The sequence below is a fragment of the [Leptolyngbya] sp. PCC 7376 genome (assembly GCF_000316605.1).
GTDB lineage: Bacteria > Cyanobacteriota > Cyanobacteriia > Cyanobacteriales > MRBY01 > MRBY01.
The window spans coordinates 5,034,179-5,059,262 of the sequence record NC_019683.1 but is presented as its reverse complement, the minus strand read 5'-3'; the positions used below and the strand labels follow the sequence as shown (position 1 = coordinate 5,059,262).

At 41.0% G+C, this 25,084-nt stretch carries 28 protein-coding genes and 4 pseudogenes; 8 read left to right on the top strand and 24 right to left on the bottom strand.

Features of this window, described 5'->3' with window-relative positions; translation table 11 throughout:
• Window positions 1-61: 61 nt before the first annotated feature.
• The 7 genes from LEPTO7376_RS22760 to LEPTO7376_RS22730 all read right to left on the bottom strand — a co-directional run bounded on the left by LEPTO7376_RS22760 (window position 62) and on the right by LEPTO7376_RS22730 (window position 3,452).
• Window positions 62-769 (bottom strand): hypothetical protein, encoded by a 708-nt coding sequence (locus tag LEPTO7376_RS22760; RefSeq protein WP_015136352.1) that lies wholly within the window; start codon window positions 767-769, stop codon window positions 62-64.
• 53 nt (window positions 770-822) lie between these two features.
• Window positions 823-1,002: a hypothetical protein gene (locus tag LEPTO7376_RS22755; protein ID WP_015136351.1), complete on the bottom strand. Its 180-nt coding sequence runs from the start codon at window positions 1,000-1,002 to the stop codon at window positions 823-825.
• A 72-nt stretch (window positions 1,003-1,074) separates the two neighbouring features.
• Window positions 1,075-1,503 carry a hypothetical protein gene (locus tag LEPTO7376_RS22750; RefSeq protein WP_015136350.1) on the bottom strand — a complete coding sequence of 143 codons (429 nt, stop codon included), beginning with the start codon at window positions 1,501-1,503 and terminating at the stop codon, window positions 1,075-1,077.
• 516 nt (window positions 1,504-2,019) lie between these two features.
• Window positions 2,020-2,235, bottom strand: coding sequence for a hypothetical protein (locus tag LEPTO7376_RS22740; RefSeq protein ID WP_015136348.1), 216 nt, complete (start codon window positions 2,233-2,235; stop codon window positions 2,020-2,022).
• On the bottom strand, window positions 2,228-2,392 hold the full coding sequence (locus LEPTO7376_RS26870; protein WP_015136347.1) for a hypothetical protein: 165 nt from the start codon (window positions 2,390-2,392) through the stop codon (window positions 2,228-2,230). Before LEPTO7376_RS26870 ends, LEPTO7376_RS22740 begins: the two co-directional genes overlap by 8 nt.
• Before the next feature lie 201 nt (window positions 2,393-2,593).
• Window positions 2,594-3,031 (bottom strand): DUF1064 domain-containing protein, encoded by a 438-nt coding sequence (locus tag LEPTO7376_RS29375; RefSeq protein WP_015136345.1) that lies wholly within the window; start codon window positions 3,029-3,031, stop codon window positions 2,594-2,596.
• Complete coding sequence (locus tag LEPTO7376_RS22730; RefSeq protein ID WP_015136344.1) at window positions 3,024-3,452, bottom strand: hypothetical protein; 429 nt, start codon at window positions 3,450-3,452, stop codon at window positions 3,024-3,026. The genes LEPTO7376_RS29375 and LEPTO7376_RS22730 overlap by 8 nt, the downstream gene beginning before the upstream one ends.
• A gap of 190 nt (window positions 3,453-3,642) precedes the next feature.
• Here LEPTO7376_RS22730 and LEPTO7376_RS29370 point away from each other — a divergent pair, with 190 nt between their 5' ends.
• Complete coding sequence (locus LEPTO7376_RS29370) at window positions 3,643-3,837, top strand: helix-turn-helix transcriptional regulator (RefSeq protein ID WP_071880762.1); 195 nt, start codon at window positions 3,643-3,645, stop codon at window positions 3,835-3,837.
• A 528-nt stretch (window positions 3,838-4,365) separates the two neighbouring features.
• On the opposite strand, the gene LEPTO7376_RS22720 is transcribed toward LEPTO7376_RS29370, so the two are convergent.
• From LEPTO7376_RS22720 to LEPTO7376_RS22690, 6 genes are all read right to left on the bottom strand, one after another.
• A complete protein-coding gene (locus tag LEPTO7376_RS22720) occupies window positions 4,366-7,032 on the bottom strand; it encodes a tetratricopeptide repeat protein (protein ID WP_015136342.1) in 2,667 nt (888 codons plus the stop codon).
• A gap of 3 nt (window positions 7,033-7,035) precedes the next feature.
• Complete coding sequence (locus tag LEPTO7376_RS22715) at window positions 7,036-7,515, bottom strand: hypothetical protein (protein ID WP_015136341.1); 480 nt, start codon at window positions 7,513-7,515, stop codon at window positions 7,036-7,038.
• A 368-nt stretch (window positions 7,516-7,883) separates the two neighbouring features.
• Window positions 7,884-8,549 carry a hypothetical protein gene (locus LEPTO7376_RS22705; RefSeq protein ID WP_015136340.1) on the bottom strand — a complete coding sequence of 222 codons (666 nt, stop codon included), beginning with the start codon at window positions 8,547-8,549 and terminating at the stop codon, window positions 7,884-7,886.
• A gap of 57 nt (window positions 8,550-8,606) precedes the next feature.
• The gene (locus tag LEPTO7376_RS22700) at window positions 8,607-8,942 is read right to left on the bottom strand and encodes a hypothetical protein (RefSeq protein WP_015136339.1); all 336 of its coding nucleotides are present in this window, start codon (window positions 8,940-8,942) and stop codon (window positions 8,607-8,609) included.
• Between the two features lie 56 nt (window positions 8,943-8,998).
• Window positions 8,999-9,388, bottom strand: a complete 390-nt coding sequence (locus LEPTO7376_RS22695) for a hypothetical protein (protein ID WP_015136338.1) — start codon at window positions 9,386-9,388, stop codon at window positions 8,999-9,001.
• A gap of 97 nt (window positions 9,389-9,485) precedes the next feature.
• Complete coding sequence (locus LEPTO7376_RS22690) at window positions 9,486-10,307, bottom strand: hypothetical protein (RefSeq protein ID WP_015136337.1); 822 nt, start codon at window positions 10,305-10,307, stop codon at window positions 9,486-9,488.
• 206 nt (window positions 10,308-10,513) lie between these two features.
• Here LEPTO7376_RS22690 and LEPTO7376_RS22685 point away from each other — a divergent pair, with 206 nt between their 5' ends.
• The 3 genes from LEPTO7376_RS22685 (at window position 10,514) to LEPTO7376_RS22675 (ending at window position 12,786) form a co-directional block, all read left to right on the top strand.
• Window positions 10,514-10,774, top strand: a complete 261-nt coding sequence (locus LEPTO7376_RS22685) for a hypothetical protein (protein ID WP_015136336.1) — start codon at window positions 10,514-10,516, stop codon at window positions 10,772-10,774.
• 90 nt (window positions 10,775-10,864) lie between these two features.
• Window positions 10,865-12,406: a hypothetical protein gene (locus tag LEPTO7376_RS22680; protein ID WP_015136335.1), complete on the top strand. Its 1,542-nt coding sequence runs from the start codon at window positions 10,865-10,867 to the stop codon at window positions 12,404-12,406.
• A gap of 167 nt (window positions 12,407-12,573) precedes the next feature.
• A complete protein-coding gene (locus LEPTO7376_RS22675) occupies window positions 12,574-12,786 on the top strand; it encodes a hypothetical protein (protein WP_015136334.1) in 213 nt (70 codons plus the stop codon).
• Between the two features lie 683 nt (window positions 12,787-13,469).
• Here the strand turns inward: LEPTO7376_RS22675 and LEPTO7376_RS22670 are convergent.
• The 8 genes and pseudogenes from LEPTO7376_RS22670 to LEPTO7376_RS29365 form a co-directional block, all read right to left on the bottom strand.
• A complete protein-coding gene (locus tag LEPTO7376_RS22670; protein ID WP_015136333.1) occupies window positions 13,470-13,694 on the bottom strand; it encodes a hypothetical protein in 225 nt (74 codons plus the stop codon).
• Window positions 13,695-13,713: 19 nt separating this feature from the next.
• A complete protein-coding gene (locus LEPTO7376_RS22665; RefSeq protein WP_015136332.1) occupies window positions 13,714-14,058 on the bottom strand; it encodes a PadR family transcriptional regulator in 345 nt (114 codons plus the stop codon).
• Window positions 14,059-15,057: 999 nt separating this feature from the next.
• Window positions 15,058-16,077, bottom strand: coding sequence for a site-specific integrase (locus LEPTO7376_RS22660; RefSeq protein WP_216700269.1), 1,020 nt, complete (start codon window positions 16,075-16,077; stop codon window positions 15,058-15,060).
• A gap of 464 nt (window positions 16,078-16,541) precedes the next feature.
• Window positions 16,542-17,399, bottom strand: coding sequence for an IS982 family transposase (locus tag LEPTO7376_RS22655; protein WP_015136329.1), 858 nt, complete (start codon window positions 17,397-17,399; stop codon window positions 16,542-16,544).
• Window positions 17,400-17,521: 122 nt separating this feature from the next.
• On the bottom strand, window positions 17,522-18,028 hold the full coding sequence (locus LEPTO7376_RS22650) for a hypothetical protein (RefSeq protein WP_216700268.1): 507 nt from the start codon (window positions 18,026-18,028) through the stop codon (window positions 17,522-17,524).
• A gap of 187 nt (window positions 18,029-18,215) precedes the next feature.
• Window positions 18,216-18,524 (bottom strand): annotated as a pseudogene (locus LEPTO7376_RS25430) (transposase); the annotation flags it as partial.
• A 6-nt stretch (window positions 18,525-18,530) separates the two neighbouring features.
• A protein-coding gene (locus LEPTO7376_RS26100) for an IS1 family transposase (protein ID WP_315861548.1) occupies window positions 18,531-19,258 on the bottom strand; the annotation gives its coding sequence in 2 pieces (ribosomal slippage) (window positions 18,531-18,931 and window positions 18,931-19,258; 729 coding nt in all).
• Between the two features lie 54 nt (window positions 19,259-19,312).
• Window positions 19,313-19,857, bottom strand: a pseudogene (locus tag LEPTO7376_RS29365) (transposase); the annotation flags it as partial.
• Between the two features lie 194 nt (window positions 19,858-20,051).
• Here LEPTO7376_RS29365 and LEPTO7376_RS29360 point away from each other — a divergent pair.
• The 3 genes and pseudogenes from LEPTO7376_RS29360 to LEPTO7376_RS26745 all read left to right on the top strand — a co-directional run bounded on the left by LEPTO7376_RS29360 (window position 20,052) and on the right by LEPTO7376_RS26745 (window position 21,770).
• Window positions 20,052-20,923 (top strand): annotated as a pseudogene (locus LEPTO7376_RS29360) (IS630 family transposase).
• A 120-nt stretch (window positions 20,924-21,043) separates the two neighbouring features.
• Complete coding sequence (locus LEPTO7376_RS22625) at window positions 21,044-21,403, top strand: IS630 transposase-related protein (protein WP_041764463.1); 360 nt, start codon at window positions 21,044-21,046, stop codon at window positions 21,401-21,403.
• 16 nt (window positions 21,404-21,419) lie between these two features.
• Complete coding sequence (locus LEPTO7376_RS26745) at window positions 21,420-21,770, top strand: hypothetical protein (RefSeq protein WP_162471212.1); 351 nt, start codon at window positions 21,420-21,422, stop codon at window positions 21,768-21,770.
• On the opposite strand, the pseudogene LEPTO7376_RS22615 reads toward LEPTO7376_RS26745, so the two are convergent.
• The 3 genes and pseudogenes from LEPTO7376_RS22615 to LEPTO7376_RS22610 all read right to left on the bottom strand — a co-directional run bounded on the left by LEPTO7376_RS22615 (window position 21,666) and on the right by LEPTO7376_RS22610 (window position 23,849).
• Window positions 21,666-22,886 (bottom strand): annotated as a pseudogene (locus LEPTO7376_RS22615) (IS256 family transposase). The gene LEPTO7376_RS26745 and the pseudogene LEPTO7376_RS22615 overlap by 105 nt on opposite strands.
• Window positions 22,887-22,980: 94 nt before the next feature.
• Window positions 22,981-23,100: a hypothetical protein gene (locus LEPTO7376_RS28795; protein WP_315861547.1), complete on the bottom strand. Its 120-nt coding sequence runs from the start codon at window positions 23,098-23,100 to the stop codon at window positions 22,981-22,983.
• A gap of 23 nt (window positions 23,101-23,123) precedes the next feature.
• On the bottom strand, window positions 23,124-23,849 hold the full coding sequence (locus LEPTO7376_RS22610) for an IS5/IS1182 family transposase (RefSeq protein ID WP_015136326.1): 726 nt from the start codon (window positions 23,847-23,849) through the stop codon (window positions 23,124-23,126).
• A gap of 258 nt (window positions 23,850-24,107) precedes the next feature.
• Here LEPTO7376_RS22610 and LEPTO7376_RS26095 point away from each other — a divergent pair.
• Window positions 24,108-24,832, top strand: a protein-coding gene (locus LEPTO7376_RS26095) for an IS1 family transposase (RefSeq protein WP_398338393.1) whose coding sequence is annotated in 2 segments (ribosomal slippage) — window positions 24,108-24,431 and window positions 24,434-24,832 — 723 coding nt in all. Because the reading frame shifts where the segments join, the coding sequence is not laid out codon by codon here.
• Window positions 24,833-25,084: the final 252 nt, after the last annotated feature.

Here is a 25,084-nt window from a genome sequence, read left to right as displayed (position 1 = left end):
CGATTGACTTAGTAGAAAAAGTGTTAATTGGTTAACACTTTAGTTAACTGCGATGCTCCACCTAGCGGACTAGTACCCCCAAAACAGCAGAATAAGATTCACGTTCAACTTGTTCTTGGTTGGACAGCAAAAGCACAACATCCGAAAATGATTTCAACTTTTCTTCTTCCTTTTCAACGCCTTCATTCAGTAGCTCAAGAACTTCTTTCAATCTGTCCTGAGCAGTTTTAGGCTTACGGAAATTACTGTAACCACCAGACAGGTTTACCTTGTCTACTTCTGATGTGTCTTCACATGGTTCGAGCTTCAGTGCTGTTTCCATAAGAAATTCCTTCATCTCATCAGTAAGGTCTGAGCCATCCTGCTTTTTGCCAGTCTTGAGAGATTCTAGAGATGTAGGTTGCAGTGAACCAAAGGTTAGACGACCACTAAAGCCCTTATCGCCATAGGTTTCCTTGATGTACTCAACTAGCCATACACCAAACTCTGTAGCTGTCTTCTTAGTCTTCTTATCTTGGTAGGACTTCTCGTAATCCTTGATAGTGATATCGAGTTTAACGGGTTCACCTTTTTCGTCTAGAGATGGATTAGAATCGCCACGTTTAGCAAGGTTGGTGCAGCTTGTAGCCAAAAGGATTAGAGTTGCAAAATTGCCTGATGAATCTAGCACCATCTTGCCCTGTGTGAACTCGATAGAAGTAGATTCGTTCTCGACGTTACCAAGGGATGCAGAGTCAGCGTTATCGCGTTTGTTGTACCAAATAGACATGATTTACCTGTAGTTAATAGTTGATAGGTTAATTAGACGGTTAGCGTAGAGGCTTATTCGTCGATTTCTTCTGCATAGCCATCTTGGATATCCAGTTCGTCGCAAATGTAGTCATCGTCCATCATTTGTCTGGCTTTTTCGAGCGCATCTTCTTCGGTTTCAGCTTCGACTGTATAGATTTCGGAGACTTCTGTAACAACGAGTCCTTCAAGCCCAACTGTGTACTTTTTCATGTTCTTTTTGTGGATGATTGTTGATAGTTAGTCAGTAGATAGTTAATGTCTTTCTAAACCCAGACAATTGAGCTATTCGTCTTTTACCGAGTCATAGAATGCAAGGGCATCATCAATTGGTTTTATTGAGCTTGGTGACACAGTTTCTGTGGTGCAAATTTCTAGTTGCCGTCTTGCTTTTTCCAGTGTCCTGATGTACCCCCTCAACAGATATGATTCGATAGTTGAACTTGGTTTTGACTCAGGTAAAACGGCCTTGTGTTTGATGCTCACAAAAACTTCATTTTCCTTGCAATTCCAATCACTCCATACTTTGATAGACTCAGCATCTTCCTGCTTGTACTCTCCATGTTTTAGGTCTTCAAGTAATGCATCATAGTCTTTGAGTTTCTCTTGATGCTCTTCCTCCATTTTTGGGAGGTATTCTTGTAGGAAACTGGTAGCTTTTTCGATGCGCTCGATTAGCTTTAATCGGTCTAGTTTTATACGTAATGTCGCCATGGTTAATACGGTTAAGTATGTTAGTTGTGTTCGTGATTTTGGCAGTATTCAGAGATAGCGTTATCCAGCGTTGACAAGCCTTGTGATGCGGCAATGGTTAGGGTAACTCCTACTAGGAGACTCACTACGATAGTTGTGATTGTTTTGAGCTTCATAGAGTTGCCAAAAGATTTTGATGGTGATTTTCAAGCACTTGGTTTGATTGGATAAGACCATCTCCCCTTTAGTTCCATGCTTAAAATTCAAGTACTTGTAAAGCAAAGGGAAAATAGTTGCACTGAGATAAGCTTTGAGAGCGATTAGATTGCAGTTCTTTAGGTCATTAGCAAACTGTCTCTTGACCTGAGATTTGATAGGTAGCGATTGACATTTATTCATGGATTACCTCAATTGATGGCAGCTTGAACTCGATTGTTGTGTGTCTGTGATTGCTGTAGTAGTAGGCAAATAGCCCTAGAAATACCGCGATAATAAGCATCACTAGAAAGGCTTCAGCTTCTCGATTCATTGTGATGATTAATGACGAAAGCCATCGATTGTAAATTCATGACCACAGCCTTCACAAGTGATGTCTAGGGCGATAGCTGCTTCATCGAAATACGCACTAACTACCTCCCCTTCTTCGTCCCAGTCCAGAATATCGATTGTGTCTAGGCAATTGGGACAATCGGCATAGCAAGAGTAGTCGAACACTGCTGATGCCTTGCTTAAATCTTTTTCGCCTTTAGTCATTTTTCTCTACCGCTTTCTTTGCAACCATATTTGTATTTGATTGGTTGATTCCTTCCATAAATTCACTTGGAGAATTGGCGGATGTCGTTGTGTATGCAACAACCTTTTCCCCATTGCTAAGCTGAGCGGTAAATTCTACTGTGTAACGCTTTTCCATGATTATTTAGTTGGATGAAATTTACAGGTGAATCGATTAGTCTTGAGCGAACTTAGATAGGCTTACGTGTAGCTTTGGATACAGCATTTTCCCTTTAAAAAGAGCTTCTGTATCACTAATCGCAGTTACCTGAAAAGGTAGTCTAACCAACTCTTTTTTGGTTGAGTAGCCATCTCTAAACAAGGTGTAAATGCGCATTGTTTATACTTTTGGACAAATAGTGTGCAAGTTCTTAAGCCGGACTACTTTTGACTTTGTTCTGCACTGAAACTTGGTAATTCTCTCTTGATTAAAATTGTCTGGTACGACAAACCAAAGGTTGCTAAATGACTCTGGGTCATTGTACTCAAAGAACTTAAGCTTAATCATGAAATCTTTAGTCAAAACAGCCTTAGGCTCTACGTAGATTGGAGTCTCTAGGCAGGGGTGAGATAGTCTAAAATCTACTTTCCAGTACATGACTGGGAAGACTCTAGTTTTGGGTTTAGCGACTAACTTGAACTGAGTATCTATCTGACAGAATGGACAGACCTTTTTCAGTTTTCGGTAAGTCTCAGCCTCTAATAGACTGTCAAACCTTATTCCATCGACATGTACAAACTTTTTGGCTCCCCTGTAGCTTTTTGTGGGTTTAGCCAATAATTTCGTCTAGTTCCAGCAGTAGAGCAGAAACATTAGACCATCTGGGTTGGTCGCTTTTCCCTGTTGTTTTGTTATCCCATTCCTCTACTTTGTCTTTGATGAGTTGTAGCTGTAGAGAGATATCAGTGAAGGTTTCAGAAGTTAGTTGAGTAGCCCATACAGGAGGATATTCAGAACCAGTTTCCTGCATGTACATCTGAGATGCTGATTCTAGAGCTTGCTGCCAATCTTCGAGACTAACCGATGCAACGTGATTTAATGTCTTGTAAAGCTTATGAACGACGTAAGACTTATCGTATTTAACCCAAATCCCAGCTTTGTTGACCAAGAAGCCTTGTTCGATAAACATTTGAGGATGAAGTCTTACCAAGTCGGAGCGATGACGACCCTTAGCGGTTTGCCAGTTAACTGTATTCATGAGTAGAATTGGAGTGTATTTATTCGATGAACGTCCTCGGTGGTTAGAACCCGTGGGCGTTTTTTGTTTGAGTTAGCCGATTAATGGATTAACTCGTTATTGATAAATTAGACTATCTCCAACAAAAATGCAACGTATACTTTGAGTTTTTGTGCGGAAAAAAGAACAAGAAGGACTCGAATCTACTGAAATGACTACGTTTAAGGCTTACTTGAAATCTCGTAACATCAAGCAGAATGACATAGCTGAATTATTGGGAGTAACTCATCAGAGGGTTAGCACAATAGTTACTGGGAAAACCCCGCCATCGCTCCAGCAAGTCATAACCATTGCTCAATATCTCGGAATTAGCACAGATGAACTCATAAAATTATTAGAGCTTTAGAGGGGTATATACCCGTACCTAAATCGATTGACTTAACAAAACACTTAACTAGTTAAGTATTAAGTGCTTAACTAGCGTTTTTTTATCTGAGAAACATCCTTTTCTACCTAGAAGTTTGAAGTTAACCAGAGTGTTAACCAGTTAACACTTTTTCTATTAAGTCAATAGTCGGCTCAGTGGGTAGAGCGTGTGGGTTAACCAGAATGTTAATCGGTTAACACTTTAGTTAACCCAGTGGTTGTATCTAGGAAGATACCTTTTGGCTCATAGAAAAAAGAACAAACCAGCGAACACTCTGGTTAACTCAGTCATTTTACCTAGATAGGAATAGGTATTCTGATGATTCTAGACAACTTAAAATCTCTAGCAGAAATTCAGTCACTTGCCATAGAAGAAAGTCGTTATACAAATTAGAAAATAAGATTTTGAATATTCATAACATTAGAGACACTGTTGCCTATCATTATTTAGCTTCAACTTCTGCTAAATAGCGATTCGGCGTCCCTTTCTAGGAGTCTTTCCAGATCTTTATGCGGATTGAAATTGAGTCAATTCGAGTTCAACTTCTCTCAAAGAGTCTCTAGTTTCTGCAACTCTTTCGCGTCGGCCAATACGCTCAAAAATATCTAATGCTTTTCTCAACCAAGTTTGAGCTTCATTAAGCTTATCTATCTTTCGAGAAATAGATGATTCAATTTGGGCTGAACGCTGCTCTATCAAACCATATCCTCTATAACACCAGGCTATTGTATGCGGACGCCCAATAAATCTCGCTATTTGTAAAGCCTCATCAAATCGGGGTCTGATTTGCTCAAGATTTTTTTCTTGTCCCAACCAGATTTCAACATGACCCAAATTTGCTGAGCTAAAGGCAATCAATGCCTCTTTATTCTGCCAAGAACTATTATTCGCATTCTCTAGAACAGTTGAATAAAGCCTCTGAGCAAGCTCGTAATGTTCATAACTTTCCTCTTCTTTCCCAACTTCATTTTTCCAGTGACCCATGTCAACTGATAAATCACCTTGGTTAGAGTCAACAAGAGCTATCGCATAATCTGGATCTTCAAACGTCCAACGTGGACCATTTTTACTTATGTACTCAATAAAAAGATTGCGCGCCTTATTATGATACCCATTCGCTTGTTCAAACAGATTATTTACCTCAGCTTTCATATTAGTTGCGGGGCTACCCTGCTTCTTGCTGCGTTTGTAAACTTCGACTGCTTCTCCATGAGTTATTAATGCGTTAAGTTGTAAAGTTTTGGCTTCATATAATATTTTAAAAACATTTTGACTAGACACTTTAAACAAACTCTCTTGAGCCTTTTCCAACCATTTTTTTGCTTCATCATAGTTGTTTTGACGACTAAAAACCCATCCTGCCCAAAAAGATTCTCGCCAAGCAGCCTCAAAATTATTTCCTGACGAATCATGATCAAGTGCTGAGGCAGAACTGCAAATCTGAATACGAGTATGCCAAAACCCTTTTTCAAACAAGAAATGCTGTAAATGTTCAACTATTTTTGAGGTATTTCTATTGTCTCTTTGATTACTACACCATTCAAATGCTGCTAAGCAATTAGGTAAATCCTGCTCTAATTTCTCATATTCCGATGCCTCCAGACCGGGGCGTCCTAATTGCTCCATCAAGCTCATAAAATAATTAACAGCAGAACTATATATTGCTTTTTTGACAACACGATCATCATCAACTTTTGTATCAATAAAACTACGAGTTAATGGATGTAGAGAAAAACGCAATTCATTTCCTTCTGTAAGATCTCTATCAGGTTGGATCAAAGACATCCGAATCAAATTTTTAATTGCTGATTGAAACCTATTTTCATTGGTGTCAGTAATGATCTGGATAGCTCTTTCAGCAGCAGGCGCTGCAAAAAAAGTCATGCTCATTAGGATTGTGCAAGCTGATGAATCATTCTCTCGCAGAAACTTCCATGAATTACCAAATAGATGGTCTAACAAACCTTCAATAGGCAAATCATCACCTACTAATTGCTCCATTTTTTTATTGCTTTTCAAGCTTTCTAAAACAAGCTTCAAAGGAATGTTCTGAGAAAGTTGACCAATGATCAACTTCAAAGCAATCGGTAAGCCAGAAGTTATATTATGAATTTTATCAATAGTATCTTTCTGTATAATCTCATTGGCAACTCCTTGAGCTTTACCAACCTCTCTAAGCATTCTTTCACTCTGTTCAGGTTTTAAACCTCGCAATTCAATAGTTGTAGAATTTTGAGGATAAATAACTCTTGTCGTTATTAAAATTTTACTGGGATAAAAGTCATTTCTAGCCAGAAATGTATCTACATCCGAATCTCCAATTCGTTCAAAACTATCTATAACTAACAGATATCTACCGCCCCGTAAGAGTTCTGATACTTTTTCTTGCTTTTCATCTATGTTTAATTGATCAGATCGATAATTAATTGCTCTTAAAACAATATCTAAAAGATTGGCTAAAGTGATTGAGTGATCATTTGCTGAAGCCCAGATAACTTTCTTGAATATTCCCCTTACAGCTCTGGCAACCTCAACCGCCAAAACAGTTTTGCCAGTTCCACCCATGCCTCTTATTACAATAGTTCTCACCCATTTTTCTGAGGATTTAAGAGCTTCTTCAATAAACTTTCGTTCTTCAGGTCTGTCGATAAATTGTACTGGTGCAGGAATGTCATATTTAGATATATCCTCCATAGTAGTAGTACTATCTACAGAAACTTTCTCTTCAAGATTAGCTATATCCAAACGCAAAATAGCAATTTCTTGTATCATCTCTGTCGGGCACTCACTAAGACCTCCAGAACTGTCTATTAAATCTTTAAGACGTTTCAATTGAGCTTGCTTGATATCTAGAAGTTGTGAATCAGACAAATCATCTTGTGACATATTAATCGACTCACTGCTAGCACTTTCTACTATCAATTTATCTTGTGTATCATTGCTGTATAATGGCTCTTGAGAACTCAAATTATCCTGCGATTCATTATTTGTGGAAAATACATTTAGTTTTTGTAAATCCGATTCTAATTTTTCAATTTCTCTATCACACTCTTCTATTGATTTTCTAAGTGAAAATTTTTTCTCATCACTATCAGATTTGATTAGTGAAAGTCGCAATGAGTGTCGTCGATCTTGCCAAGCCTTTATTTCATGTTTCAGGTCTTGAGATGACATAAGCTACCTCCGAGTCATTCCTTTAATTGATTCCCAGGCTTTATTCATCAAACCTGACGTTTCCATTTCTATTTCATAAGATGCTATTGCTGGAATCAGTGGAAGGGCAACTTTTAATTTTGCGGATGCAGGCTGTGTCAAATCTTCTAACAATCTTCGAATCTCATTTAGTAACAGAATCAATTCTTCAGCATATTCAGTATTTGATGCCTTATCAAATGACTCTACAGCTTCACTTACCAGAGCTAGTTGAGCTGTTGCTTCATCCTCAGAAACAACAATAGTTTCTAAAGGGTAGATCTTCCAATATTCTTTTTCAGACTGTCGAATATCTGGGAGAATCTCACGTTTAATAGTTTGTCTTAATTGAAACTTTTCAGGGACAGAGGCCGTCATAGCTAGTTGTTTCCGAAATACCCCGAGTTGTTCGTAACGAAGCTCTAATATTTCCTGAAGATCAGATAATCTTTGTGAGTCAAACATTTATCTTGATAACCAACTATCTTATGTGAAGTCATGTATCTCTCATTGGAGACTCAACTTCGTGTATTTCCTTTTGTTTTAGCATTTCTCCGGCCAAATAAGCGAAAATAAAAGTTAAGAAGTGCAGATACACTCTAAGAGGATGTCTGAAAAGGGTCTGACCGTAACTTTTGTCGAAATGAGTTGCACGTAAAAATAAGCACTTCAGGCGATCAACCTGGCGGAATTTACGCAGCATTTATCGAACATAAAGACTTTTCAGACAACCTCTTACTGGCTAAATCTCTAACTTTTCTTCTGCACCACCCTTTTCAGACATCCTCTAAAGTGTTAACCAATTAACACTTTAGTTAACTGACACAACCAACCTACGAAATAACCACCACCTGATGACTGGCTGCCTCAGATACAGAAATTTTTACAGCATCCAAGCTATCCCGATTTGCCTTGAGAACTAATGAGTACTCGCGACTTAACACGAAGTCCGGAAGTACAGATGATGGCTCATTAATTACGATGCGCTGCACCGGATTGCCCTGAAAGTACACATCGATAGTCAATCTGTCGTTGTCATTGAATAACTCTAAATCAGCTAGTACTTGGTCGATTCTGAAGTACTCGAACATAAAGCCGCTAAAGTCTACGGTCTTCTCTTGATTGCGCTGTAGCTGTAGCACTCGTACTGTGGCGGTTCTAGGGAGTATCGAATTAATATCCATGTCATCGCTCCTATAAAGTGCTAACTCAAGTCTGGTATCCCCTGATATATCTAATCCACGAACAGGTAAATTTTGACTATTTACCACTATCAATTCAGGGTTTTTATCGACTAAGTATGTGGGATTGATGGCTGTGGTAAAGCCGTTTAACTCCACCAGTAGCTTCATATACAAGGGTGACAAGTACGAGACACCGCCCCTAGTCCTACGCAACCTATTGATAGGTTCATAGTCAAATACCTTTATCGCGTCAAAATCAGGCAACCCTGTGATTATTTGCCCTTTCTCTATCTCGATTACTTCTAATAGTTCCATGAACAGCAAAAGGGAGCATAAGCCCCCTCAATAACTAACCTAGATGTGGATTCAGACCTAAGGATTTAGGTTGACAGTTTTCTCACACTCTACAATGTCGATTCGACGGTCTAAGAACAGTGTTTGTACCTCTGCTTTCCGTCGTCGAGCAGATTCGATGGTTTCCTCAGCGAAAAGAAGCACTTCAGCCTCGTTTACGTTGTCAGCATCAAACGGTTCGTAGCGGTCTTCACCATTGGCATCAGGGGTCGTTTGAGCACCATCATCAAACCAGTTAGGGTTAGGCACTAAATCAGCGATATTCTGAATCGTCCCATCGTCTGCAAAAACACCATCAACCGTGTTGTCTAGCTCGTCACTATAAGAAACAATTGCCCATCCATTAGCTGGCATAATTAAACCTCAAAAAAATAAATTTACTTGGAAAAGATGAAAGTGGAATGTGTACGTTAAGCGCCAACCTTGCGAATTTCAGTATCTCCTTTGACCTTGACGATTTTTTGCCCGTTGTACTTTTTGTCTTTCAAGCCACCATTGTTTTTTCGCACATCCTTAAGTTGGTCGCCGGAGCAATAAATAGTAGCTTGTTGTAAGACAGCTTTACCATTTCGCTTTTTCCCTTTTACTTCATAAGTAATCTTTACGGGGACTAAGAGAAGGCCTTCTACAGCCTCAACAATTGTCAGTCGTTCGCTATCTTCAGATGTGCTATCAGTTCGTTTTGTTAGACCCAAAAGGTCGTTAAAACCGTCGTAGTTCCGTTCGATTAGAGATACGGAATATTTGTCCCCATCGACTGTAAATTCGTAGGGAGATTCGGAGCGAGCAGGCTTGGTCATAAGTCAATTTTCCTTGGTTGTTCACAATCTCAAGCTAACACCAAAAAAGCGTGCTAAAGATACTGGGTACATTAATGTTTCATGCAAATTGTGTTAGTTAAGTCGCAGTCTCTCCATATACGTAATATTTGCCACGTCGAGCAATAAGGTTGAAATCTTTATTGTTTGGCAATACAAGTTCTACCAACTCCAACCTCACCTTCCCTGTTCGCGGCTGGTTAGTCTTTGTGCTTTCCTCCCCTAGAGTTTCTATTGTCTCTGTGACATAGTTCTTTTTGGTGATAGCGGCTAGCTTACCCGGTATATAACTCACCCCTGCTATATCACACAAAGATTCGTACATGTAGACAGCATCGGCTTCTTTTAATGCAGCCACTCTAGTACCAGAAAAGCTATTCTTAGGATCGTAGTAACTCCATTTATTTAACCCCTTAAAGTGCTCAAATTCAGAGGGAAACTTTTCTGTTATTTTGTCTTGAATCTCCTCTAGTAGCTGTTCTGTTAACTCATCGTTCCTGTACAGCAAGCGTACGGTTAAGCGCATATCTAGCCTGTTACGGCTTCTGCCTGCTTGCTTCGCTTGGAATCTTGTCTCTTTAAAATAAAAAATTAACTGTATCTCTAGTGATGAAAATACTCCTTTGAAAGCTGTTTTTGGATAGCCATAAAACCTATCTCCAATGTCGTTAGTAATAGCACCTGTAAACAATGCATAAAAAATCATCTTGGCAATGACTAGAGTTAATGAGTCCCCTTCATGCAATTTGCAGGCTTGTTTCAATGCTCCTAATGGTGATGAAATATCTGATTCTTCTATTTCGTCTTCAGGGTCAAAATAGCTTGATATTAAAGGGTTTAAAACCTTGCTTGCCACACTAAGGAAATGAGTTGATGAGTTGTAATTTTCGGGTAATGGCATATGTCTACTTCACTCAGTTAACTACTTAAATTATTCGATGAACTTGCATTCCTAGAATACATTACCTAAATAGAAGAAATTCTCTAGATTGAATTGGACAATAGCGGAAAGATTAGTTATGCTCTATCTAGAAATAGTTTGTATGTACTTATAACCAAAATGACTTGTATTAACGTCAATATTCCTATCTTTATGGATGAACAAAAATGATTAACTTAGCTCTTATATCTGGCAATACCGGGATAGAGTTGGGCTTGATTGCTACTCTCTTTTTGGCTTTACTCGGTTTTATGTGGAAAATTTATACCGAAATTCAAAAAGCTTCTTATCGCATGGGCAAGCTAGACCAAACAATCCTCAATCTTCTTCAGGATGTAAATGAGTTGAAGGGGGAATATAAGCAAATCTGGCAATACTTATTTAAGAAGTTTGCAGACTTTAAAAACACTGGTGGCAGAGGCAAATGAGGGAAGCTAAATTTTTCTTGTATGCAGCTACTGGATTAGCTATTGCTTTATTGATAGTTGTTATTTTTTAGTGGTTTATAAAACAACAAGATGGCTAGTTTTTTTGATGCGGTTAAAGAAAGAATAGGCGGCGCATATTGTAACGTCTCAGACTTCTCTGTCTGGTATGCAGCCAACGCCTCGGAGCTATTAACGGGCACTGTTGCCGAAGCCCCCGCTGAGGTTCAAGAGCAGCTTTTCAGGCATTGGAATCAATTGGCTTGCGGAGTTAGTCCCGACACTCCTTTACCTGCTGTTTTTGATAAGCCTTTTACGGGGGGACAGTGCGAAAAGCCTTACAACGTTAGTTACCGATTCTACGCAACAGATTCGGGGGGGCAGATAATTTCGGGTTCTGACTCTGGACTAATCACAACTGCTCCTTTAGTTGGGGCGATTTCTTACGGCTCGACGACCGAAGGCGGGGTTGAGAAAACTTGGCTTTACTGGAACAACGGGGCTTCTCGTCAGTTCCTTTTTCAAGAGGACGGCATTTTTTATCAAGGTGAGTACTACACAGCGGAAATCGTAGAATTTTCTGTCGATACGACTGATGGGTCTCCAGATGATTGCGGCGACATCTCCACAGCGCTTCCAGCAGATAACAACCCACTTGTAGATACGACTGATATCAATTACGAAGATGAGAATGGCGACCCTCAGACAGCTCAGGGGGTAGAGTTCACTTTTGGACTGCCATTCCTTGAACCTGATGGGACTATTTCTGTTCCGTACGAAGTTTGCTACAACGGTTTTTGCACAAAAGGGAAACAGAATTTCGGTGAAGGGGTATCCGTAATTTCGGAACCGCCATTCAAACTTGAAGAGTTAACCGAAGATATCGGCGAACTGCTGGATGAGAAGGATAGAACCGATGAAGTGCTTGATGCCCTATCAGCGGCTGAAGCTAATCAGGAAAAGCACTTGGGAATAAGCTCTTTGACCCTTGCCGTATCCACATTCAACGCTCAGCAATTATCGTTTAATAGCGGTGACTACATTCCTTCTATTGCTACTGCTGTATCAACTGCTTTTGATGTTGTAGACGAGGGAAGCAAGTATAGTGATTTGTTGATTAACAATTCAGGTAGAGATGATAAAGAATGGTTGGACAGCAGCAGCATAATTTCTAGCTCGACTAATCTACTTACAGGGCTAAAAGAACAGCATTATCTGAATGGGTTGCTTATCGATATCAGTAACGCAAAGTTATCTCTGTTGATGAATAGCCTCAAGGGGCAAAGCTTGGTAGGGCGCAATTCATACGAATTACAGCCATTAGCTTACGGAATAGACAGGGGTTACGGTGACTTGTCTGGCTATGTAGAGGAACTAGTTACCTCAGCAGAAGCCCCCGCCGGGGTAGGGGATACCACAGTAGGTGATGAAGAGAATCTGTTTGTAGCAACTATCCCAAGCGTGGCAACTGATATCGCTACGGGTATTCAAGCCATTAATCAAGACCTAGAGGCAGTCACGAGTCAAGGCATAACTGAATTAGAGAATGATTTATCTGAGCAGGATATCGACAATGAAGCACCCGAAAGCCTAGAGAGCGCAGACCCCTCAGCCCAGCAGGTTGCACAAACATAGCCCTAGGTTGTCTAAGGCCATGCCGTAGGAGGGTTACACGGGTTGCATGAGCATCGTTATCATTTCAGCCTTCTTAAGGTGTCGATTCTTGTCGTGATAATTGCGCCAGCGGATATTAGCAGCGCTACATAGCTTACTGAAATTCCACAGCCTTATCAGATAAGGAAATGAGTAATGTCGGCGGCAAAATAAATCTATGGGTTAAGTTCACCAATATTCCCGAAGATGGTAAGTCCTTCGAGCGTTTAGGTGATTACTGCAAACGTAAGCATATTTCTAAGACTTCGGTTCGACGTGCTATTAATGCTCAAAGAGTTAGGGCGTTTAAGTTTAAGGGGAACTGGTATATGAAGGAATACCAAGCATATTTTCTCACCTGAGTCGCTTGGGTTAACCAGACTGTTAACCGATTAACACTTTGATTAACTATCTCACTCTACCTAGGAAAGAGAATTTTTGATATGACTGGAACATACGCTATTTTTTTCATTCGGTCTCTATCAACACAAAAAACTACTCACTCTCACCTCCAAACTACTATTTTAACTAGCTCTATCTATCCGCTTATTGCCTGGCTTCTAGCACTATAGAAAAAATCATAGAAGTAGTAAGAAGTAGTTAAAATACACGATTTCAAAGCGTTTAGCCATCAATAGTTCCTCTCTATAATATTGTTTGTACAACCAAGTCCACCCTTTAAGGTCTTGATGAATAGAGGAGTCCAAAATGAAAGACTTCAAGCAACAAAAATACGTGCGATTGATGCAGTTTATTTCTGCGTTTTTATCTGGTCTTTACTGGATTCTACGTATTGCTCATCTGTTGTAGCCACCATTCAGTGCTAGAGGACTTGAAACTTCACTAGCACCTGATAAACGGCTTTGACACATTGCAAATGTAGCCACCATTCTATTTCAGTTTGGTGGTTGTATTGGTAGCCATTTTTTTATCTAATACTTTTTTAGGAATATATTTGTCATTAATTACTCGCGCTGTAGAGATAATGAAATATTCACGCTACAGTTCACTTTTTAGATTCTTTATGTTGTTTTTTTGGTGAAAGTTACTTTTTTATTTTGCTGTATAAGTCTGCAAACCTATCCATCATGGGAAGTAGAAAGCTTAATAAGATATAAACACCTAGATTGCCGAAAAGAATTAGGTTAACGAATAAGCGACTATAGCCTTCATTCTCGATTAAGTGCTGCTCTCGCTCACGGAATCCTTCGGAAATCTCTATCGCTTTTTCGTTGCTGACTTCCAGAATATGAGCTGTTGGAATAGCCATAAACCTTGTGACAAGAGTATCAGATTGACGCGGCTCTAATTCCTGTTGAAGCAGATAATCTACGTTCGAACTCGATACACTCATTGAGGACTTTTTGTCCAAAAGCAGTAAGACAGTAGTATCGTTTCTGCTTTTCTCCTTTTCCAGTTGCTCCGAGTTTGGTTCGTCCTTCGATAAGACCTTTTCGTTCAAGCTGTCTGAGCTTTGGATAGAGTGAACCAAAGTTGATTTTTCTATGTCCGAAGCTGGCTTGGTTGACAACTTCAATAATTTCAAGACCGTAGAGTTCTTTGGATTGCAAAACTCTAAGAATGATTTCATCCAGTTTCTTGATTTCATAGGAGGCAGGTTTATTCTCAATCATTTTCCTTGTCCTGCTCCTATCAAAAAAAATCAACGGAGTATATAACTACCAATAAATCCACTTAAGAGTCCTTTAATGAAAGGCATCTTAAACAAATCTAAATGTCAATCAACAGATAGAAGAAGGATCTCCCCAACGCAGATAAAGCATCAGGAAATGATAGATATAAACTTGCCGTGGCTTATTGGTCTATGTATTTATTCAATTCACAAACATGGGTCAACCATTGCACTGGAAACATCACATAAATCCTAAAATGAGTGCAATGGTTGACATCATAAATAATTGGCAGACGGACTTTTTGCCTTGATATAAGTGTGCGTACTATATGGGTCTCATTATATCAATTCTTTGATACAGTGACAACTCAACGATTGATGTACCACAATTAAAGTCTCTGCATTTTCTATTTCTAAGACATAAGCTATTTCCTGATAAAGGTAATCTAAATCTAAATTGACCAAGAACCGAAGCTGTCAACTGTTCCTTAAGTGCTGATAATTGGGAACGTTCCTACTCCCTAACTTGGCAAGATATTAATGGAGTAAATGAAGCGTTCAGTAAAGGTTTCGTAGAACCGCTTGCGGCTTGACCTTTATGGGTTGCTGAGTGAGCGTAAAATATTGCAGCAAGTTAGGTGAGAGCTTATCCGCTTCCCAACCTTTTAACTCATCATCGTTATCAATCTCACAAAGTAAAGCTCAAGCCTACGGTGCTTCGCAAGCTTGACATTGCTCCATTGATATCAATTTCAGGTCTTTGCAAGGTTGGAAGAGAGGTACGTTCACCGTTTACCTAACCTTAGTTAGTTAGCGTCAGTGAGATAGGGCATCCGATTTCCTGAACTAATTCAATTAGCGCATCCCTGATGAGTGCTTGATTTGTTCGCAGACACTCTAAAGCCACAGCTCTAAGTGCTGTCCCTAGAAAAACCGACACAACGAGGGCAAAGAATTGGGAATTTTTCATTTTAAGATTAGATTCGTGCAGGGCAATTAATTACTTGGAATATTCCGAAATGTAGTCACTGTAAGAGCTGAGGTCTAATCCCGTGTCATCATCAATCCACCAGTCGTTGCTAATCAGGTAAGTCTTAGTAATCATCTCGATAGACGTTCCAACTTGTGCAGCAATAACGTTTATTCTGTCACCCCGTTTAATCATGTTGGTGATAGCTGTATGTCTCATGCAGTAGGGCTTAAGGTACTTTCTGATTTTATTGAGAGCCACTAAATCTGTTAGTAATGGTTTCCAGATTCTTTTATTGAAATTACCCCAATTGATGTAAGTGCCCTTGGGTGACGGGAAAACAAGGGCGTTATCGATTTCATTTAGGGCGGATTCTTCCCAGCTAGGCCGTAAAAGGAAATCTGTTTGTGACTTGTCTAATCGGTAGGCGCGATGAACAATTTTTCCTTTCTTCCCTTGCTTGGTATTGTGCCTCAGGTCGCCTTTTGAGTAGGTTTTGTTGATTTGCATCAACCCTTTTTTGAAGTTGATATCACCCCAAGTTAGAGGGATAGCTTCTTCAGGTCTAAGCCCTGTCATAAACAGGAATTGCACCAAGTCACGATAAGCGTTAACACCTAAACTTTGAATTATTATGGCGCGCTCGTTAGCCGTAAAGCGACCCTTGTTGTTATGTTTTTTGGGAGTTAACTGACTCTTGATAGCAGGGTAAGGATTATGAGCAACTTTCCCTAATTTGCACCAATAATTGACGCAAGCAACAATGTCGTTTAAATCGCGCTTAACGGTTCCGTCTGAATATCCCAGCATCCGATACGCCTCAAGAAACCCATGTGCGTTACCTAGGTTCAGGTGCTCATGATGAATAGTAGACAAAACCGTCTCAATTCTTTTGTGGACACGCAGAGAAGCGGCACTATACTCGTGGTCAAGCTTTTTCCATTCAAACCAGAGGAAAACTAACGACTTGTATCGCTCATCTAAACGAGCTTTTTCGACTGCTTTCTTTGGGTCGTAACAGGCAACGGGGTTATAGATGCCAGCATTCAAGTCTCTTGAGATATTTAGCGCAATCTGTCGAGCGATAGACTCTTCGTTAATAGTTAGCTTGTACTGCTTTCTGTTAATCGACCATCTAAGCTGGTAGGTCTCCCCTGAACTTGTTTTTTGGCTATGAATCGATATACGCCCTATTCTTATTTTCATGGTTGCTCTTGATGAAATGGAGCAAGCAACCCACCGGGCGAATTTTGGGCGAAGAGTAGGCGGAAACAGCAAGGGCTAAATGAGTTAACCAGTTAACTTAAAGCTGTCCTAATCCTTGGTAAGGGAGAGGTCACGAGTTCAAATCTCGTTATGGGCTCTACGTTACCAAGATTAGCCCTCGATGACGCTCTACAATCTGACTCGAATCTGACTCACGGGTGGTTTCAGATTAGCACTGAATTAAAGTGGATGACTAGTCCCTTTTAGGTTAAGTAATTAACGTGAGTTCTGGATAAGGAAATGAGACTCTAATTGAGTTGGAGAGAAGGTTTCTTAGGCTGATGACAATAGGCAATCAAGCCACACAGCAAATTGACACAGAAGTTCGCTGGACTACGATGTCTAGAGTGCTCAATCTGAGAAATGTTCTTCAGTTGGTCAATCACGGTTTCAATCAAAGCTCGTTTACGAGCGATGAATGTATCTTGCCAGAGCATCAAGTGATTCTCCATATTGCGGCGAGGCTTAGCAATTAACATCACATCATGTTCTTCTTTGAGATGTTGTGCCAGAGCTTGGGACACATAGCCCTTATCTCCAAAAACTTTGCCGAATAAATTCCGTAACAGTTCAACGACAGGCTTTCTGTCATCAATATTGCCAGGAGTGATTTGTACATGAAGTAATTCTCCTCGGTCATTAATGACCAGATGGAGTTTGAAGCCAAAGAACCATCCAACAGAGGTTTTACCTCTAGCGGCATGACCGTTAAAGACTCGATGTTGGGCAATACGGCGATTGTGACAAACTTTGATACTGGTGGCATCAATGAAACTAATGCCTGTGCAATCTCCATAACAGTCACATAAATAGGCACATAGAGGCACTAAGCTGGAGGGCATCCATGCCACAAAGCGTTGATAACTCACTGCTTTGGGAAAGGCTTTTTGCCAATAGTGTCGCACCATCAGGAGATAGAAATGCTTGAAATTACGATAGTGAGATTGATGAAATGCAATCAGTATCGTCATCACCTCACTCAAGCTTAGGCTTCTAGAACGGTGACGATACCTTTTGCAAGAGCTAAGTAATTCTTGATGCCACTGAGGTTCAAAGACTGGGCAGAAATCGTCAACGTCACAAAATAAAGCGTCTAAACTAAGCATAGGAGAAAGCTGTGGATTGGTTTCAACTGCCACGATATGAGCTTTCTTCTTTTCTTTCCTTATCCAGAACTCACGTTAATTAAGGTATTTGTTAAGTCAAGCAGTCTACCCATGAGAGGTAGTCAAACGATAAGCTGCTTTTCCTCGCAAAAAATGCCACATTCAAAATTTAATCCCTTCATGGGTCTTCCTTTGGCATCTGGGTCAAGCTCATCAAGGAATAATCGCTGTCCTTTGACTCTTACGAGTTTTGCGCCTATTTGTCGAGACTGGGTAGCTCTGGCATTAAATACTTTGGGATGGACTTCTCTGACATGATTCCAGTAGGTCGGGCTAGTCGCTTTAACACAACCAATGCAGTTGGCATTCGGATACCCCAAAAAATACATCTCTGGTAGCCTTAGTCCCACATCTGCAATGATTTCAAAGCAATTATGCTTGCTGAGGTTCGCATCGATAAGTACGGGTAGAATGTTATCTCTTTCAAGTAGCTTGAATCGCTTGAAGCGACTATGTTCTTCTGAGGTAAACCCCAAAACCAAATAGTCAAAGTTGTTGGCATTTTCCCAGTGCTGGCGTGCCATTTTCTTTAGCTCTTGTGTGCAAGGTGCTCCGTTGATTCCAGACATGTACTTTCGTCCCTCCCATACCTCTACACATGAATGATTGGGATACTTGGGGTTTGTTGCTGACTCAATTTTTATGTCCAGCCAATTTCCTACATCCTTCAAAAATCTTCTGCTGTCTGGATGCTCTTCCCTGATTGGGTTGTTTACCGCTCTAATAAACGTGAGTTCTGGATAAGGAAATGAGACTCTAATTGAGTTGGAGAGAAGATTTTTTCGGCTGATGGCAGTAGGCAATGAGCCCGCAAAGCAAGTTAACACAGAAGTTCGCTGGACTACGATGTCTAGGGTGCTCAATCTGAGAAATATTCTTCAGCTGGTCAATGACCGTCTCAATTAAAGCTCGCTTACGGGCAAGGATTTTGTCATGCCAAAGCATCAAGTGATTCTTCATATTGCGCCGAGGCTTAGCCATCAACGTCACATCATGCCCTTCTTGTAAATGCTGTGCCAGAGGTTGAGAGATATAGCCTTTATCTGCAAAAACCTTGCCAAATAGAGAGTTTCAAGAGAGTAATGTTAAACGCCAATTGCGCAGTAGCTCAATACTTCCATTCACTCTAAATTTCGCAAACAGTGCCATGCTCAAGTCCACCATGTGTTTTGATTTAGAGACGACCTTCGTCCTGCGATGAAACCGAGCAAACCAATGGCGATTGTCTGAGTTGTTTCTCTCAATTGCTATTGTCTCTTTCTTGCTAATGACATGAAAAGCATCTGGGTGATTCTCTAATAGCTGTTGATAGGGTTTCCAATTATCGGTGCAATAGACAGTGATTTGCCATTGCGAGAACCGCTCTAGTAAATGACCTAAAGTTCGACTATCACGACTTCCCAATTCCCAGTCAATGAGTCGCCCAGTATTACGGTCATATGCTTTCCAGACCCAAAGTTTGTTTTTTTCTCTTGGATAAAATGCCATAGCTCATCTAGCTCCACCACGACAGCAGACTCAGGAGTGGGCTTTTCATAATTGGCTTCACCGAAATCTCTTACCCAATTGAGCACTGATTGAGCTGATACACCGAGAATCTTGGCTGTCGCATTCATGGACATACCACTCATATACATCAATACAGCTTCTAATTTCATCCAGAGAGGCTTGCCCCGCTCTTTAGAAAAGCTTGTAAATTGATAATTGCACTGCTTACACTTATTAAATCGTTGACGATTTTTAGCGAATCCACTTTTGATGATGTCTTGAGCATTACATTGGGGACAGTGAATTGTCATAGCGAGAATTTCTAGGAAACGACTCACTCCATTTTGTTATAGCATTACTTACTTGAAACTCTCGCCAAATAAATTCTGCAATAGTTCCAGCACTGGCTTGCGGTCATCAGTGTTGCCGGGGGTGACTTTCACTTGGAGTAACTCGCCACGGTCATTGATTACCACCAACCAACAGATGTTTTACCTTGAGTAGCGTGACATCTAAATACCCGATGTTGAGAGATACGGCGATTATGGCAAACCTTGATACTGGTGGCATCAATGAAACTAATACCAGTGCATTGACCATAACAGTGCTGTAGATAAATGCACAGAGGAACTAACACTGAAGGCATCCACTCCACAAAACGTTGGTAACTCACTGCTGTGGGAAAAGCTCTACGCCAATGGTGACGCACATTAATGAGATAGAAATGCTTGAAATTACGATAGTGGGATTGATGAAAGGCAATCAGTATAGTCATTATCTCACTCAAGCTCAGACTTCTGGGGCGCCGCCGCCGTTTTTGTTTTGAAGCCATCTGTTGCTGTTGCCATTGAGGTTCAAAGACTTGGCAGAAATCATCAACAGAGCAGAACAAAGATTCTAGACTGGTCATGGGAGAAGATGGTGGGCTGTTTATCAACTTCCACAATATGCACTTTCTCCTTTTTCTTCCTTATCCCGAACTCACGTTAGTTAGACTTACTTGCTTTGAGTTGATAACGACGGCCTCCTATGTTTTTCGCTGTTTTATAGCAGGCAAGGAGTGGGTTAAGACAGAATAGGATAGAAGCAATAAACATAGATGCCATGCCTGCTCCCCATAGTCTTGATTTACGCCTAAAAGCTGTTGCCGCCTTCGATAAAGGTGAACGAAAAAGTGATATCTGTCGCTTCTTTGGTATTAGCCGAAATACGCTAGACCTGTGGCTGAAACGACGAGAGAAAATCGGTTCAGTCGCTCCGAAGACAGATTACCGTCGAGGCCCTCAACCGAAGATTAATGATCTAGATGCTTTTCGTGCTTTTGCAGAGGAATATGGGCATCTAACCCAGAAGGAAATGGCGGAGAAATGGCCAGAGTCTATTAGTGATGCATCCAGACGTGAAGCTCTACGGAAAATTGAATTTACTCGAAAAAAAAGACCTATCGATATCAAGAGAGAGATAAAGAATTAGAAAAAGCATTTGTGGCACAACTGAAGCAGTATGGCCAAGAACGACTCGTATATATCGATGAAAGTGGATTTGATAATACCTTAGATTATGGGTATGGCTACTGCCATAAGTCAGAGAGGTTTATCGCAGAGAAGTTAGGTCATCGTACAGAACGAGTTAGCGTGATTGGAGGATGGCGAGAGGGAGAGCAGATAGCACCGATGGTATTTGAGGGCTATGCCAACAGCGCCTTAGTTTGCCAATGGGTAGAGGATTGCTTAGTGCCAGAGTTGATTCCGGGTCAAATTATTATTCTGGATAATGCCAGTGTTCATCCAAAGGAAAGAATACAAACATTGGTGGCGAAGGCAGGATGTGAAGTGATATTTTTGCCACCCTACTCACCACACCTGAACAAGATAGAGAAGTTTTGGGGGAGGTTAAAGAAGGAGGTAAGTAAGCTCATCAAGAAGACTGAGGATTTGTTCGATGCCATCAGAATAGCCTTCTGTTCTATGTCCTAACCTTCTCCTTCGCTGCTATAGGTATAGCAGGATAGTTTTAGAATAAGGAGAGAAGTATGTATCTATAGCGCTGGTCGGATGGTTTCAGAATTAGAATAAAAGTTGTTATCTAAAGAAAAAATGCCTGCCGCTTATAGTGATGACCTACGCCGGAAAGCTCTTGCTGCTGTGGAACGAGGTATTCCCAAACAAGAAGTTTGTGACATGTTTAATATCAGCCTCAGTAGTCTTTATCTCTGGATACAACGTCTAAAAGAAACAGGGAACTACAGCTCTAAAACAGGTTATCAGAAAGGCTATGGTCACAAAATCGCAGACTGGGAAGCATTCAAAAGCTTTGTACAACAGCATCCAGATAAAACCCAGGCAGAAATGGCAGAGTTGTGGCCGGGTGATGTGAGTCGTCGCACCATATCGAGAATGTTGAAGAAGATAGGTTTTACTCGCAAAAAAGGCCTATGGGTATCAGGAAAGGGATGAACAGAAGCGGGAAGCATTGAGGCAAGAACTAGCAAGATTAAAACCCGAACAAATCATCTACTGTGATGAGTCGGGAATGGATGAGAGAGACGGTCAGTATGACTATGGCTATGGCCCTGAAGAGGAAAGAGTTTATGACCTCAAGTCAGGAAGCCGTCGCGGAAGAGTTAAGAGGATTGCCGCATGGAGTCGAGGCAAACTGTTTGCACCTTTTATTGTGGAAGGCTCGGGAGTGTCAAGAATTTTGTGTAAGCCAAGAAAATTAGTGAAGAAAATACTCTGGATTATCAATGGCAAAATAGCTCAAAGCTCTTTTCCAATGGGGTATTGGTATCGTCCATCCCTTCATCAAATGCTTCAGGGCTAAATACAGCAATTTCAGGGCAGCATCTGCATGGGGGAACATGCCCTTGGTTTTTCACACCTTGCCCAAAGAGCGATTGACCGCCTCAATGGCATTGGTGGTGTAAATGATGCGACGGATGGGAGCTGGATAATCAAATAATGGAATGATGTTTTCCCAATGATTCAGCCATATTTGGGAAATAGTGGGGTAGATACCGTCCCAACGCTCCGCAAAAGCAGTTAAGGCGGATTCTGCCTCGGAAACTGTGGCGGCCTGGTAAATAGGCTTGAGGTCTGACACCACGGACTTACGGTCTTTCCAAGAAACGAATTTCAGGCTATTTCGTATCAGATGAACGATACATAATTGCACTCTCGTTTTTGGGAACACCGCTTCAATGGCAGCGGGAAATCCCTTCAACCCATCCACACAAGCTATGCAGATATGTTCGACTCCCCGATGGTGGATTTCATTCAGCACTGATAACCAAAATTTTGCCCCCTCTCCTCCCGAGGATAGCCACATTCCTAAGACCTCCTTGTGACCGGACTGCTTCACTCCCAGTGCTAGATAGAGAGTCTGATTCGTATCCCGTCCTTCCTCTCTGATTTTTATTCTCATGCCATCCAGCCACAGGATTGGATATATCTCCTCCAGAGGACGATGCTGCCATGCTTTGATTTCCTCCATCACTGCCGAGGTCACTTCACTCACTAGCCCAGCTGAAATCTCCACCCCATACAGTTCTTGCATTTGTGCCTGAATATCTCTGGTACTCATACCTCGACTGTACAAAGCCAGTATCTTCTCTTCTAGCCCTTGAATACGCCTTTGACCTTTGGGCACTAACAGCGGCTCAAATTCACTTTTCCTATCCCTTGGGATGCTGATATCCATTTCCCCTTGGGTTGATTTGATTGTTTTCTTGGAATAGCCGTTTCTACTATTCTGCTTACCCGCTTCTTTGACTTGATTCAGATGATGACTCAATTCCCCTTGCAAGGCTCTTTCAATTAATCTCTGATTCAAGTGCTGTAGTAAGCCTGATTCTCCCAGAATTGATTCCGAGTCGGGACAATCTGGCAGTAATTCATCAATCAGTTCATCGGCTCTACTGGTTTGATTCTGTTTTTTCATGGGTCACGGTCTCCTTAACCATTTGTTGATTTTGACCGCTTACACAAATTAATTTACATACCCACGCCGATGTCTTTTGACCTCTTGCAAAAGGTTATAGCAATTCAAAATTGTAAAGACCAGCAATGAGATTAAGTCTTAATCCCCATCTCCGACGGCGGTTACGATATCGACTGGATAATATACGAAATCTTTTGAGCATTCTGAATACCATCTCAATGATGATTCTTTGAGCTGCTAAGAGCTGATTCTCCTGTTTCTGCTCGCAGTAAACTCTCCTCCTCTAGGCTTCTTGTGAGGAGTGAGACTCCGCTGATGCCGCTTGTGTATGCCTTGATATCCGGCATCGGCAAGGCAGAGTTGTCCCTGTCGAAAATGGACTCTACTCTTTTTGAGTAGTTTGAAGTCATGGATGCTACCTTTCTCACAGTCACAACAGATAATCTGTGCCCACTGCCAAGCAATAACTATTTGAGCTTTAAGGGAATGATGCTTCTTTTTCCTGAGTAGTAAAGACGTTGTTTTTTGGGGCTTTTCAATCACCTGTTCTGTGGCATCCATCACCACTACTGTTAGAGATAACTCTTCTGAACCATGGAGCTGTTTCATGCCGGGTAAGTGGCAATCGGTTTCTTTGATGAGTGTATTCTCTGTTTTTTGCACCATGCGACAAACTGTTGATTCATGAATGCCCCATGATTGAGCGATAGGAAAATAAGTGCGATATTCCCTCAGATATTCCAAGGTGAGGAGTAACTGATTTTCCAGGGATAAAACACTGGGACGACCGGGTTTTTGCTTTGCTTTAGCTTCTGCTAGGACCTCTACCAGACGATTGAAAGTCTGAAGTTTAACTCCACAGGCTCTCCTGAATTGTTCTGGAGATAAATGTTGGAGCTGTTCGTAAGTTGGCCTTTTTATCGCTATGGCTCTGTTACTTGCCTCTTTTTTCCCTACTCTCACCCCTTTTGCAAGAGGTCAAAGGTACTTATATCGCTCATCAAGAGCTGCTTTCTCTACTGCTTTCTCTACTGCTTTCCGAGGGTCGTAGTAATCACGACTATGGTAGATACCTGCACCAATATCTCTATTTATGGCAAAAGCAATTTCTTGTGCCTTCTGGAAATCTATAACTGATAATGATGGGTTATTCTTTCCGCTACGCCACCGTATTCGGTAACTTGTCTTTATGGAGTGAGTCGTTTCCTTGGAAGTCTCGCTATGACAATTCACTGTCCCCAATGTAATGCTCAAGACATCATCAAAAGTGGATTCGCTAAAAATCGTCAACGATTTAAGTGTAAGCAGTGCAATTATCAATTTACAAGCTTTTCTAAAGAGCGGGGCAAGCCTCTCTGGATGAAATTAGAAGCTGTATTGATGTATATGAGTGGTATGTCAATGAATGCGACAGCCAAGATTCTCGGTGTATCAGCTCAATCAGTGCTCAATTGGGTAAGAGATTTCGGTGAAGCCAATTATGAAAAGCCCACTCCTGAGTCTGCTGTCGTGGTGGAGCTAGATGAGCTATGGCATTTTATCCAAGAGAAAAAAACAAACTTTGGGTCTGGAAAGCATATGACCGTAATACTGGGCGACTCATTGACTGGGAATTGGGAAGTCGTGATAGTCGAACTTTAGGTCATTTACTAGAGCGGTTCTCGCAATGGCAAATCACTGTCTATTGCACCGATAATTGGAAACCCTATCAACAGCTATTAGAGAATCACCCAGATGCTTTTCATGTCATTAGCAAGAAAGAGACAATAGCAATTGAGAGAAACAACTCAGACAATCGCCATTGGTTTGCTCGGTTTCATCGCAGGACGAAGGTCGTCTCTAAATCAAAACACATGGTGGACTTGAGCATGGCACTGTTTGCGAAATTTAGAGTGAATGGAAGTATTGAGCTACTGCGCAATTGGCGTTTAACATTACTCTCTTGAAACTCTCTTATAAACGTTAACCACACCTACGGTAAATAGTGAATCTGCCATCTTAAGAATACGAAGAAAAGTGAATAAAATTCACCCGCATTTCTGACTCACATTCGAGTTGGTAGATTGTTGAAACGGTTAATAGATTGATTAACTATTTGCCGTAGACCCTTGGTAAGGGAGAGGTCACGAGTTCAAATCTCGTTATGGGCTCTACGTTACAGGGATTAGCCCTCGATGACGCTCTACCAAATAGACTTA